Origin of the sequence: Desulfoferrobacter suflitae (genome assembly GCF_022603395.1) — a bacterium.
Taxonomy (GTDB): Bacteria; Desulfobacterota; Syntrophobacteria; order Syntrophobacterales; family Syntrophobacteraceae; genus Desulfoferrobacter; species Desulfoferrobacter suflitae.
Map to the genome: position 1 here is coordinate 331,312 of NZ_JAIBKA010000006.1, position 12,517 is coordinate 343,828.

Consider the following 12,517-nt stretch of genomic DNA (forward strand, 5'->3'; position numbering starts at 1 on the left):
ATCCTCAGCCGGCTCACACCACATACTTGATTTGAAGCCGTTCCGCTGCGTTGTGATCATTGATGGCCAAAGCATCCGACATGCCGATCGGAAGTGAAGTGGACCGCCCCAGAGGTGCAAGGATCTTGCGCAGTTCGGTATCAAAGCTGAGATAGATGTCGACCACGCGCTCGGCCACCTTTTCCGGGTCCAGCCGCCGATACAGGCGAGGGTCCTGGGAGGTGATGCCCTTGGGGCACAAACCAATATTGCAGATATTGCAGCGGTCGGATTCCGACCCCAAACAGCCGGCAGCCGCCTGCATCATGTATTTGCCCGTCTGCACCGCACTGGCTCCCAGCATGATGAGCGCCGCGGCGTTGGCGGCAAGATTGCCGTTTTTGCCGATTCCGCCGCCGGCAAACAGAGGGATTTCGTTCTGTTTGCCCAATTTGACCAGGTTGAGATAACAGTCGCGCAGATTGCTCGCAATGGGATGCCCCATATGGTCCATGGAGACATTATAGGCTGCTCCCGTCCCCCCATCTTCCCCATCGATGGCCAGACCTGCCGCATAAGGATTGCGCGTGAGGTTGTTCAACACGGCCAGGGCCGTCGAACTCCCCGAAATCTTGGGGTACACGGGAACCCTGAATCCCCACGCCATGTACATGGACTGGATCATCTTGGCGACCGCTTCCTCGATGGAATACTTGGTCTGATGGGTGGGCGGACTGGGGAGGCTGACTCCCGGCGGCACGCCACGAATGGCGGCAATCAGCTTGTTGACTTTGTACCACATCAACAGACCACCATCCCCCGGCTTGGCCCCCTGCCCGTATTTGATTTCCACCGCACAGGGATCTTCCTGCATATCCGGAAGCGCATGGATGATTTCGTCCCAACCGAAGTAGCCGCTGGCGATCTGCAAGATGACGTACTTTAAGAAGCGCGACCGCAGCAGCCGCGGGGGGCAGCCCCCTTCGCCGGTGCACATGCGCACCGGCATGCCCAGTTCTTCGTTCAGATAGGCAACCCCCATCTGCAGGCCTTCCCACATGTTGGGAGAAAGGGCGCCAAAGGACATGGCTCCGATGACCAGGGGATAAATTTCCCGCACCGGAGGAGCCCAACCCTGCTCGCGGTAGAGCCTTAAGCTTTCTTCCGGGGGCAGAACCCTGCCCAGTAGAGTGCGCACTTCAAATTCATGCCGGCCGGCATCCAGAGCCGGGTCGGTCAGCATGGAAATGCGCGTGAATTTGATCTGGTCCAGGATACCGCCCTGCCCCACGTCGCGAACATTGCGCCGACCTCCCCGCCGGCGTGGCTGGCCGCCCTGATTGACGTGAAACTTGAGCTTGTCGGCCTCATCGCTTCTGCGCGGGATGATGCAATCGTTCGGGCATACCAGACTGCACGCGGCGCAGCCTACACAGGCATACGCCGGATCGGTTTTTTGACGAATCCCCTGAAAGATCTGATAGACGTTGGAACCGCCGTTGTTCCTCGCTAAACCGGCATCCAGGGAAGGCAGCTCGATGTGCCGCTTGCGGTAGACTCCCAGTTCAATGGCGTGGACCGGGCACACAGCCGTACAGCGGCCACACAGGGTGCACCGGTCCTTATCCCAGTCGATCTGCCAGGGCAGGTCTTTGACGCTCAGTGTAGAAGGGCTAATGTTTCCATTTGTGACCATGTCTTAACCTCCGCGCGGTCTGAAGCGACGACAGCTGTATCCAAATGCATGGGTTGGAAATCCCGGCTCTTGTCTCGATCGGGAATAGCCGAATCCAAACCGCACATTTCCGATGAAAACGCATATAGACCCGGACGTCCTCCCACAACGCCGGGCCGCAATTTCTTGCGGTCTTGCACCATAAACAGGCTCCGGTCAGGCAGACACCCCATGACGCAATTGGGGCCGTCAATGATGAGACGACGGCAGGAATTCTTCAGCTGTTTCAGGAAACCTCCGTCGGGATGGCGCTCCAAGTCTTCATCCTGAAGCGGCGTGATCACGTGCTTGTAGGCTTCGATGCCCAGCCCCAGCCGGTTCAGTGAATAGTGCAGAATGTGGGTGAAAACTTCGGAGTCCGAATTGTACCCGATATATCCCGGAAATCCGCGCGACATGAGGAACTCCCGAATGGGAACAAAGGCGGTGTTCTCCCCGTTGGTCATGGTGGCCACGCCCTGGATGAAAAACGGATGGCACGCGTATAAATTGATGGCATAGTTGGTGTTCTGACGACCCTGGGCGAGAATGATCCGGGCCTTCAGTTCGTCCCGATCAAGGCTCAAATAGTCGGCTACATTCATGGGATCGCCGATTTCCTTGAGCATGATCACATCCGGCCAGAAACTGTAGACGATCATGTCCTCTTTTTCTTCGCCCATCTGCCTCAACTGAAGCCGAATCAACAGCAGACGATGATCGATTTCACTCTGGCTCAAATGTTCCCAGTCTTCCGGATATTCATAAGCACGAATGAGGTACACGTCGCGTTTGGGAACCCCCAAGGGCGGACGTTTGGGGACTTTGATGGAAAAGCGATACTTGGTCATGAAACCAATGTTCATCATGAATTGGTCGAGCCGCTTCAATCCATCGTTGCTAAAGATGCCGGAAAGAATGGGAGTCCCCTTCAGCTCCTCGAAAGGCCCTCCCAGGTCCGATAAGAAAAGACCCACACCCGACCCGTCATGGCCCTCACGCATCACGTCCAGAGCATGAATGGCCACCATGGGAGACAAAGGCTTTTCACTGGTCATTGCAAATAAGCGACACATAGTGTTTTGTTCCTCCTTGTTATGAGGACATGAGTACCCGGGCATGCCCCGGCGGTACCACGGGCCCCTCTGGAAAACGGCTCCAAGCAGCGCGTGGCAGCCACTTTCAGGTATGCCGCGCTATGTTATTCGACCGCTATGGTCTGATGCCGGGGAATACAGCAAGGGGGGGAACTTCGTTGATCCACCAATCCGGGCTCTCCCCAATTTGCCCGGGCGAACGATAAATTCCGCTTTGTGCCCGATCAAAGGGAAGATTTCCGGAAGCGTTGTCGTCGTTGACACTGCGTTTCAAATAGATAATGGAATCCGCTCAGAATTTCAAGCAAAAATTTGTTCCGCCAATGGGTTATTGCCACGCGCCGTGTTAATCTTCATAACACGCCGGTTAGAATGAAACCTGAAAATAGGGGAGACTCCTGAGGCAAGATGCGGTTTTTATTCTGGCCTGTGACTTGCGGATTCTGTATTCTCCCATAACTCTGGCGGCGCAGACGCGCGCAGCCGCTTGACTCAGAGGAACAGCAATATGGCTTTGTCCGACAAATACAAGGTGAGCTCTGGAGTGGACCAGCTGGACGAACTGCTGGGAGGACTCTACATAGGCGACAATGTGGTGTGGCTGGACGATTCCGGCAGCCTGGCCTATGTTTTTTGCCGCAATTTCATTCAGGCGTCCCAGGCCCACAATAAGCCTCTCATCTATGTCAGCTTCGATCGCTCCCTCAAGAATCTTCTGGAAAGACTTGGTCCCCTCGCCGACAACCCATCACTGACCATCCTCGATTGCTTCACCTGTGGTAAAGGAAAGAGCTCTGCCATCTTTCTGAAATCCTACGCGGCACTGCAGGGCAGACAATCCTGCACCATCGTCAAAATAGAAGAGCCGCGCCAAACCGAGCTTGTCATGGATACGCTCTATGGACTGCATGCGGAGATGGACGGCGACGTGCGATTTGTTTTCGAAAGCGTCACCGGCATGCAGGAGCTCTGGGGCGGTGAGGAAGCCATCATCAACTTTTACTCCCATTCCTGCCCGCGCCTCTATGAACTGAACACCATAGCCTATTGGATCATGGAAAAAAAGGCGCATTCACCGCGGCTCAGAGCCCAAATCAGCCAGATCGCTCAGGTCGTAATCGACCTTTCCATCAAGCGGGGAAGTACCTCACTGACGGTTTTCAAAGCCGAAAACCGCGACCTGGAGAACTTGCACAAGCCTCACAACTACTGGACCAAAGATCAACGTATTCACTTCGACGAAGAAAAACGCACTCCGGGAGGCATCGATCTGGGCCTGCGCATTAAAGAACTGCGCAGCAAGCGAGGACTTTCCCAGACGGAGCTGGCCAGGCTGGTGGGAGTCACACCCAGTTCCATCTCGCAGGTGGAAAGCAACCTCATCTACCCTTCTCTGCCCGGGCTCCTCAAAATGGCCGAAGTGCTGAGGGTCGATATCAGTTCGTTTTTTCAAGAAAAATCAGAATGGGAAAAACCAGTTGTCTTCCTCGCCGATGAAGCCACCGAAGTAAAAATTCCCGACTTGCCGGAAGACAGCATTCAGGCAAAGCTGCTGACTCCGGTGGACTTCGATTCCAAGGCCGAACCCTATCTGATCGAAGTGCCGCCGCACAAAGCCCTCTCGTCGCATTTTTTCATGCACAAGGGAGAAGAGGTCGGCCATTTGATCTCCGGAGAACTGCAGGTCAAAATCAATAAATCATCCTACACGCTGCGGGCCGGGGACACCATATACCTCACTTCGGAAATGCCCGCGCACTGGAAGAACCCTGGGGCGGAAACCGCCAGGCTGCTGTGGATTAAGGTCGGGTAGCAGGGAGCACCAACCGGCGCTCAACCCAACCTCTCTCAGTAGATGCAGGATGGGTGGAGCGCAGCGAGGCCCGGAGGCGAGACCTGCCAACGATAAAACCCCTAATGCTTAACGGTCGGGATAAAATAACAAATGGATTATTTTAGGTTATAAATCGTGGGGCCCGGCCAATGCGGGCCCCCTTTCACTCACATGGCATCAGTAGCGAAACACCGCTGCGGCAGATTGTTTGTTCGGTATGTGCTCGGGCTCGACCACATAGACCGCTCCGCCGTTTGTGAAGGTCTGGATCGCCGCCAGATCCAGCAGATCCTGGTCTCCCGGCTGCACCTCCGGATGCAGGGTCACTTCATTTTGTTGCGCATCGAAGCTGCCCCAGATCTGTTTTCCCACGGGCAGGAATACCGACTCGACCCGCCCGAAAACGGCAGCCGGCACAATCTCCCGCACATCCCCCGAGGCGAGTCCTGTTCCGGCCAGTCGCAAATATTTCGCCATAGCCTCTTCCTGTCCTTGCTTGAAAAGCGGCTGCACGATCTCCCAGGCTCGGGCATGCAGTTCATCGGCACTCAACACATCGGGATTACCGGTGATGCAAGTTTCCACAAGATGCGCATAGCCATTGGCCTCTCGGTAAATGGGGAGCAGATAATCCACCCCCGCCAGAATCAGCGGGGCACGCTCCTCGCGCAGCAAGCTATGCAGTCCGTCGTCGATCATCAGGCAGTAACGCCAAATGTTCGATTTGGTGTCGTCCACTCCAACCCCCTGGCCGTGAAACATGGCCGAACGCTTACCGCCTCCACGCCCCTGGGTGCCGGTATGAAACTGCAGCTGGCGCTGTGGATCATCATACTTGAGGGCTTCATCCATGCTTTTGGGAACCCCCTCAAGTTCCACAACACTGACCCCAAAACGGGTACATTCCAGCAATCGCAGCTCCTTTTGACTCAATGCCAGAACCAAAAACCTGTCGTCCTCCGCCAAGACCCTGAGGAGGGGTTTCACATGGAATCGATCGGTCACCACCGATAACTCATCAAAATGAATGGGTAAACTATAGGTTCGGAAAACATCTGAGGCAATGAACACTGCCAGACCATCCGCCTGCCGCCGCCAGAAATTACCGTCAGCAAGCAACCCGTGAGCAGGACCAAGCAATTCCCGGGCTTCCGGCTGCCGGGCACCCAGGGAAACCAGCTGTTGTTCGGATTCGCGCAGAAGATTTTTGAGTCGGATTGGATTCTGCTGAACCTCGGTGCCTGCCCGAAAGGTCGGCATGAAGATGGACACGCAGGGTCCACCCTGTTTTTGGACAAGCTCCTTCAATTCTTCTCTGAATTCTTGATTCATAGATGTTCTCCTTTCTCGCCAGTCCGCTCTTCGTTCACATCCAATAGTCACCAGCCGTCTAAGCCACTCAGAAGTTGCAGTGAACCCAAGCCGCCGATCCAATTCTACTAAAAAACTAAGCATTGTTTAAGTAAAGAGACAGGCGCCCCGTCCCGTTGAGAAAAGCCCTTGCGCGACGGCAGGCAGGGCTCCGTCGGCACCGGCCGTGGAGCCCGAGAAGGATGGGCCAGGGTGATTGGAGTCGCGGGGTGGAGGGGGGCGACCCGTTGCGCCAAGACCTCCCGCCAACAGCGTGCCGCTGAGATCTTATCCGAGAAGGGGAAACTTCCCTTCCCGTTGAGCCGACAGTCACCCACCCATGGTCCCGCGGTACCCGGGGGACGCTTCCTCTCTCCCCCGCGGAGGGAGAAGGAGCTATCGGAAAGGTTTCTAGCTGTTCAGAATGGCTTCCGCTTCATCATGGTAAGCTTCCATAACATAAGGAATGCCGGTCACCGCAGCACATTCCTGGGTGAGAGACATCAGATCTTTGCGCGCGATGGAGCGCACGCTGAAACATCTCGCCCCCGCCATGAGCTGCTGTAGTCCCACCTTGATCTTGTCTGCATAACTGAAGATGCCAATCGCCCCCAGCGGGATGGAATTCATCTCGTCGCTGCCCACCAAATCCCTGACAGCTTCATAGTTGACAAAAATTTCTTCGGGGTTGGTTCCGTATTGGCTGACGGTTTTCGGAAGATCCGCCTTGGCCATCCATTCACCGATATTCTTGCCCACCATTCCCGGAATCATTAACGCTCGTCCCATGCACACGGCCTTGACATAAGGGGAACCCAAAGCCAGCGCCTTAAACACGCCATCCTCACTGGAGAAACCGCCGGCGAACGCAATATCCGGAACTCTCTCGCCCCGGGCGGTGAGCTTGTCACAATACTCGTAAGCCTTCGAGTGCAGGTAGATGCTCGGGATGCCCCATTCCTGCATCATACGCCATGGACTCATGCCGGTGCCGCCGGGCGCGCCATCGATGGTGAGCAGGTCGATCCCGGCTTTGGAGCCCCACTTGATGGCCATGGCCAGCTCTCTCAAACTGTACGCCCCGGTTTTCAGAGTTATCCGTTTGAAGCCCAGTCTGCGCAAACGTTCGACTTCGGCCATGAACCCTTCTTCACTCACAAAACCCAAACGACTGTGGCGCTCAAACTCCTTGATGGCGCCGTCCTCGTATGCCGCCTGGATGGACCGCCTGGACGGATCGGGAGTGACAATGTACCCGCGGCGTTTCAGTTCGAGCGCCCGCTCGATGCTGTCTACCTTGATTTCTCCCCCGATGCACTTGGCTCCCTGGCCCCATTTGAGCTCAATGGTGTCGAGTCCGTGTTTGTCCATAACATACTCGGCGACGCCCAGCCGGGTGTCCTCCACGTTCATTTGCACCAGAATTTCCCCGTACCCGTTGTGATAGCGTTTATAGACTTCAAGACGTCGATCCAGTTCGGGGGACTTCACAATCTTACTTCCATTGTTCAATTCCAGGCCGGGGTCTATGCCACACACGTTTTCTCCGCAAACCAGCGTTACCCCGCTCAAGGCCGCGCCCACCGCAAAATGTTCCCAATTCTTGCGGGCAATTTCGGTGGAGCCGAGAGCACCCGTGAAGATGGGAACACTCAACTTGACTTTGCTGTCCCAACCGTAATCGGTTTCCGTGCTCACCGCAGGGAAAACCGCCGTGTCCGGCCCCGCCTCGACTCCTTCGGGAAGACCGCTGGCACCCAGCGCATAACCCTGAATGTTGAGATGCGAGTAGTCCACCGGGTAGTCTTTGTCGGCCCCCGCCGTCACTTTTCCAAACGGGCCGGGATAAATGACTTCCCGCCCTCTGAAGGTGGATCGGAAAATCTCGCAGTTGCCGCGGCAACCGTCGATACAGCGCGAGCAGATACCACTCATGGGCACCACACTCTTGGACCGGTTGAACGTCAAAGTGGCGTCGTTTGCATTGGGTTTACACAGGTTCATTGTTCTACTCCTTCGTTCCTGGATGGATGGAATAAAAAAAGTCCACCGCCCTGAGGGAGCGAGTGGACACAATTGTCCCCATCGGGGTACTTCGTCGTAGCCCGATCGGCTGGCGTGGGTTTGCACCTCAGACAAAAAAAGGGCGTCGCTACTCCACTCTTGGAGTTGGACGCCCTTGTCCTCATGCAATCATTAAAAACCGCACTCCGTTGTACGGTTTGTTACCAAAGCTTACAAAGTCAGGATTCTATTAGAGCGACTTAACCACAAAAGTCAAGCCCTATCTCTCACTTGTCCGAAAATTTTTTGGGCCATGCGTTGCTGTCGCCGTTTTGCGCTTCGTCCCATGCCGCCCAATGTTTGACGCGCGCTGTTGCTGCGGGGGTACCCGATAACGCCGCCCCCAGATCATTCCCGAACAGAGCAGAAATCTTCTACAGATCGGGGCACCAATTCTGCAAAAGCCTTCTCACCCTGCGACGCAGTCGCAGTAGATCCTGCCAGGAATCAACGGTGCCGGCCGCCTGCGAAGGCGGCCAAAGCCCCATGGCCTTGAGCCGTTCAAACTGATGCGGCTGCACGCGTGCTGCGGCGGCATTGTTACACAGAACCAGGCGATGTTCGAGGGACCGCAGCGTCTCAAAAGCCGTATACCCTTCCCGTACCGGCAGATCCTGCGACTCGGCGAGCCTTTCCAGCACTACGGGCAATGCCCGGCGCACGGAGCCCACCCGCAGCAAAGGATCGTTGCCGCCTTCAACCAGTACATACCCCTGCACCAGGAATTCCAGGTCGGCCAATCCTCCCGCCCCCAGTTTGATGTCGACAAGGTCGGATCGTTCCTCAGTCCGTTCCCGTTCCATGCGCTGCCGCAGATGGCAAAGGCGCTGCCATACCGCAGAGGGGGCGCGCTGTTGATAACAGATTTTGTGCGCCTCCTCCTCAATCCAGGTCGCAAGCTCAAGGTTTCCAGCCACACAGCGCATTCTCAGCAGCGCCTGGATCTCCCAGATATCGGCCTGTTTCCTGTAGTAATCCCGCCAGGCCCGGCGTGTGACAATCAGTGGCCCGTAATTGCCGGTCGGCCTCAGACGCGCATCGACCTCATAGCCCGGGCCTTCATGCAGCGGTGTGCTCAACATCCGCATGAATCGCTGGATGAGACTGATAATTGCGGCGGGGATCTGATCCTCGGTCTGCCCCCTGGGGGGATCATACACAAAAGCCAAATCCACGTCCGACAGGTAGCCCATCTCTCGACTTCCCAGTTTGCCCAGGGCAAGGACCGCAAGGGGTGTGTGAGTGTCAAAACCGCGGCTTTCGGCCACTCTCCGGTAGGTGTGTGTTATGACAAAATCGGCCAGTGAACTCAGCTCATTTTCCAGTTGCCCGTGGTTTATGGTGCCTTGCAGATCCGCCATGGCCAGTTGCAGAAGCCGCTCGTTTTTCAGCCGCCTGATCCACTCGAGCGACTCTTCGTAATCGCTGTGCCTGTTCAGCAGACCCAGGCTGGTTTCCTGCCAGGAACGGGCATTGGTGTATCTTCCGGCTAATGTGGCAACGCCTTCAACCAGAGCCGGATGATGGGTCAAAAGATCCGCCAGCAACTCGCTCTGCGCCAGCCCTCCTATAAAGTCGGGCAGCCACGCGGATGCCGTGTGAAATACCTTCACAAGCCCGGGGCGCTTTCTTACCTGACTGAAGTAGCGATCCAGTCTGATCAGCACTTTCTCAGAGATCGCACGATCATGGGTCGACCCGAATTTCACGAGCACGTCAACGACGGTCTTGTGCAAGAATTCTGGAAAGATCCCGGTATTTTTTTGAATGCCGGCCAACAGGTCCGGCGGGCAATGTTCCAGCAAAGCGGCCTCACCGTCAACTTCCGTTGCCCTCTTGGCCGCCTCCGGCTCACTGCTCCGGAATAATGCCGTGAAGTGTTGATGCACCGTGCGGCAACAAACTTCCAGCTTGTCGATGAATTGTCCCTCCTCCGCGTCAAAACCGAGGGCAGATTCGAGGCGTCTGCGAGCTTCATCGGATCGCGGTATTTTCTGAGTCTGCCGATTCTGATCCAGCTGCACCCAGTGCTCCACCCGTCGCAAGAAGACATAGGCCTCCTTCAGCTGCTGCACCGTCTCGCCGGGCAACAACCCCAGGCCGTATAGCCGATCGAGGCAGTTCAGGGTGTTGGATTCGTCCAACTGAGGATGCCGGCCGCCATAAATGAGCTGCAAGGACTGAACAAGAAATTCGATTTCCCGAATGCCGCCCACCCCCAGTTTCACGTCAAATTGCTGCCAGCCGCGACCCGGCTGCACGGCGCTCGCCAAAATCTTGTCACGCATGTCGCGCAATTCGTCGAGCGCCTGAAAATCAAGGAATCGACGAAACACAAAGGGACGCACCTCCTGAATAAAGGCGCTCCCCAGGTGACGATCGCCCGCCACCGGTCGCGCCTTGAGCAGCATCTGACGCTCCCACGGCTGTCCCCGATGCAGATAGTGGTCAACGGCCGCTGCAACGGATGGCGCCAGCGGCCCGTCTTTGCCAAGGGGCCGCAATCGATGATCCACTTCAAACACCCGGTCTCCTTCGACCTTATCCGCCAGAAGGCGCGTCAAACTCTGACAAAACCGGTTCAACAAAACCAGATAATCGGACGGGTCATCACCTCCGCCATTTTTGCCAGCGTGCAGAAAGAGTATGTCGATGTCGGACACATAGTTGAGCTCCTGTCCTCCCAGCTTGCCCAGCCCCATCACAACCAGAGCGTAGTCCTCTCTTATCCGGCGCCACGCATCGGGGCGAGTGCTGCCAAACCACCACTCGGGGTGTTTATTGAGCATATTGAGACCGACTTGCAGCGCGACGGCGGCAAGATCACTCAATTGCGACGTAGTTTCGGCAAGATTGGCCCGGCCCAGCAGATCGCGGCCGCCGATCCTTAGAAAATGGCGCTGCTTAAACTCTCTAAAGCACAGTTGCAGATTCGTGAAAGAGCTCGTCTTTTCTGCCGTATCCTGCAGATCCTGGTAGATTTCCGTCAAAGGATAGCGCCGATAAAGATTCTTTGAACCCACCAGCCAATCGACGTAATCCGGGCGGCGCCGCAAAAGAGTGGCCAGGTATTGGGAGGATGACCCTATTCGTTCTATTTCATTCATATTGTGTTCATTCCGGTAAAAACCCTGTGAGCAGCAATTGGGATGCCTCTTCAGGACACCGATAGGGCTCACCGAAGAGGGTCCTCGGTTCGGGTATCGCTTGTCACCTTTGATCATAGCAGATGCGCCGGCTGAGGCTAACAATTTCGAATTCAAGAAGGTGACAGGCGTGCCTGTTTCCGTAACACGCCGCTGCTGCCGATCATATGAAAACCTGGACCGAGCTTGAATTCGGTCATATATTGATTACGACTGAATCAAATACGCTTTGCGCCTGAGGTGTGATTTATAAAGCCATCAACAGCCAGGGTTGAATCTAATAGTGGGCTGTTGGGAAGCGACCCGCGCGTCGGCTGCGCCATGGGTCGAAATTAGAAGCCTGAACCGACCCGCATCCCAATACTTCGCGATGAGTCTATCCGTCACCGGGATGGAACAGTTCCTGGACCTCCGTTGAGACCGCCCTGCCACGGAAGGACGAAGCCGTGGTCGATTGTTCAATATCGGGATAAGGAGCAATAAGTCATGTCGAGAGATTTCAAAGTCATCTCCGGGAGCGGGATGCAGGAGTCAACGCATCGCATCCTCTCACAAGAAGAAAAAATTAAACATTTACAAAATGTTACCGAAGTAATCCTGGACGACGCGTTGGATGTCTGGAATTCACTATGGAGGGAAATGAAGGGCAAAGTGACAGACGCAACTCTGGTTTTGCCTGGAGCGGAAAAGGGCTTTAAACCAGGCTGCGGCTGGCCGGAATTCCTGGAAAGGCTGTGGCTGCTCAAGCACCATCTGGATTACGCCAAAAAGTTCTGCAAGCAAAAAATTTAGCCTGGATGAAAAACAATCGGCCCTGTCAGCCCGGGATCGTCCGGATCACGACATTGAAATGTCGGCATGGCAGGGCCGAACAGGCAGCCACTAATCAAACAGTATCAGGTACGGCGGCAGGGGATGAATATCCACCCGGATATAGGCGGTCTTTTTTTCGCTCTCTTCTTTTCCGCTGGTATCTTGCACCGTCAGTGTCACAGTGTAGATACCTCGCGTGTTATAGACATGCACTGGATTTCTGTCTGTAGAATTGGTTGCCCCGTCACCAAAGTCCCAAAGCCATGCGCTGACACTTCCCAAAGAGGTATCACTGAAAGTCACCGTTAAAGGGCTTGATCCGCTGACTGTATCAGCACTAAAGCTCGCTTCCAAAAGATACTCATAAGCCCCCATATCCACCGTGGTATTGATGATTCTCGGATTTCCATCCTTATCCACCGCCGACATCCCTGGAGCCCCATTGGCGCCCGCGTCAACAACTGTTGACAGGGCGTCAAGCCTGTAGTTGCCATTAGCAGGATCAATGAATAATGGGTTA

General features: G+C 55.6%; 8 protein-coding genes. 2 read left to right on the forward strand and 6 right to left on the reverse strand.

Annotation, left to right across the window (positions count from 1 at the left end; all coding sequences use genetic code 11):
• Window positions 1–13 precede the first annotated feature (13 nt).
• Complete coding sequence (locus K1V27_RS12930; protein WP_258930419.1) at window positions 14–1,675, reverse strand: glutamate synthase-related protein; 1,662 nt, start codon at window positions 1,673–1,675, stop codon at window positions 14–16.
• A complete protein-coding gene (locus K1V27_RS12935; protein WP_258930420.1) occupies window positions 1,639–2,769 on the reverse strand; it encodes a class II glutamine amidotransferase in 1,131 nt (376 codons plus the stop codon). Before K1V27_RS12935 ends, K1V27_RS12930 begins: the two co-directional genes overlap by 37 nt.
• A gap of 529 nt (window positions 2,770–3,298) precedes the next feature.
• Here K1V27_RS12935 and K1V27_RS12940 point away from each other — a divergent pair.
• Window positions 3,299–4,603, forward strand: coding sequence for a helix-turn-helix domain-containing protein (locus K1V27_RS12940; RefSeq protein WP_258930421.1), 1,305 nt, complete (start codon window positions 3,299–3,301; stop codon window positions 4,601–4,603).
• Window positions 4,604–4,801: 198 nt separating this feature from the next.
• Here the strand turns inward: K1V27_RS12940 and K1V27_RS12945 are convergent, their stop codons facing one another.
• The 3 genes from K1V27_RS12945 to glnE form a co-directional block, all read right to left on the reverse strand.
• Entirely contained in the window at window positions 4,802–5,956 is a 1,155-nt protein-coding gene (locus K1V27_RS12945) for a baeRF7 domain-containing protein (protein ID WP_258930423.1), read from the reverse strand.
• A gap of 429 nt (window positions 5,957–6,385) precedes the next feature.
• Window positions 6,386–7,978 carry an FMN-binding glutamate synthase family protein gene (locus tag K1V27_RS12950; RefSeq protein ID WP_258930424.1) on the reverse strand — a complete coding sequence of 531 codons (1,593 nt, stop codon included), beginning with the start codon at window positions 7,976–7,978 and terminating at the stop codon, window positions 6,386–6,388.
• Window positions 7,979–8,412: 434 nt separating this feature from the next.
• Window positions 8,413–11,145, reverse strand: coding sequence for a bifunctional [glutamate--ammonia ligase]-adenylyl-L-tyrosine phosphorylase/[glutamate--ammonia-ligase] adenylyltransferase (gene glnE, locus K1V27_RS12955; protein ID WP_258930425.1), 2,733 nt, complete (start codon window positions 11,143–11,145; stop codon window positions 8,413–8,415).
• Window positions 11,146–11,670: 525 nt separating this feature from the next.
• On the opposite strand from glnE, the gene K1V27_RS12960 reads away from it, so the two are divergent.
• A complete protein-coding gene (locus tag K1V27_RS12960; RefSeq protein WP_258930427.1) occupies window positions 11,671–11,976 on the forward strand; it encodes a hypothetical protein in 306 nt (101 codons plus the stop codon).
• Window positions 11,977–12,066: 90 nt separating this feature from the next.
• Here K1V27_RS12960 and K1V27_RS12965 read toward each other — a convergent pair.
• On the reverse strand, window positions 12,067–12,517 hold a 451-nt coding region (locus K1V27_RS12965), incomplete at its 5' end, for a PKD domain-containing protein (protein WP_258930428.1).

Bases quoted from the DNA above. Each gene is read 5' to 3' on its own strand.
- K1V27_RS12930 (WP_258930419.1), bottom strand. From the start codon at position 1,675: ATGGTCACAAATGGAAACATTAGCCCTTCTACACTGAGCGTCAAAGAC.
- K1V27_RS12935 (WP_258930420.1), bottom strand. From the start codon at position 2,769: ATGTGTCGCTTATTTGCAATGACCAGTGAAAAGCCTTTGTCTCCCATG.
- K1V27_RS12940 (WP_258930421.1), top strand. From the start codon at position 3,299: ATGGCTTTGTCCGACAAATACAAGGTGAGCTCTGGAGTGGACCAGCTG.
- K1V27_RS12945 (WP_258930423.1), bottom strand. From the start codon at position 5,956: ATGAATCAAGAATTCAGAGAAGAATTGAAGGAGCTTGTCCAAAAACAG.
- K1V27_RS12950 (WP_258930424.1), bottom strand. From the start codon at position 7,978: ATGAACCTGTGTAAACCCAATGCAAACGACGCCACTTTGACGTTCAAC.
- glnE (WP_258930425.1), bottom strand. From the start codon at position 11,145: ATGAATGAAATAGAACGAATAGGGTCATCCTCCCAATACCTGGCCACT.
- K1V27_RS12960 (WP_258930427.1), top strand. From the start codon at position 11,671: ATGTCGAGAGATTTCAAAGTCATCTCCGGGAGCGGGATGCAGGAGTCA.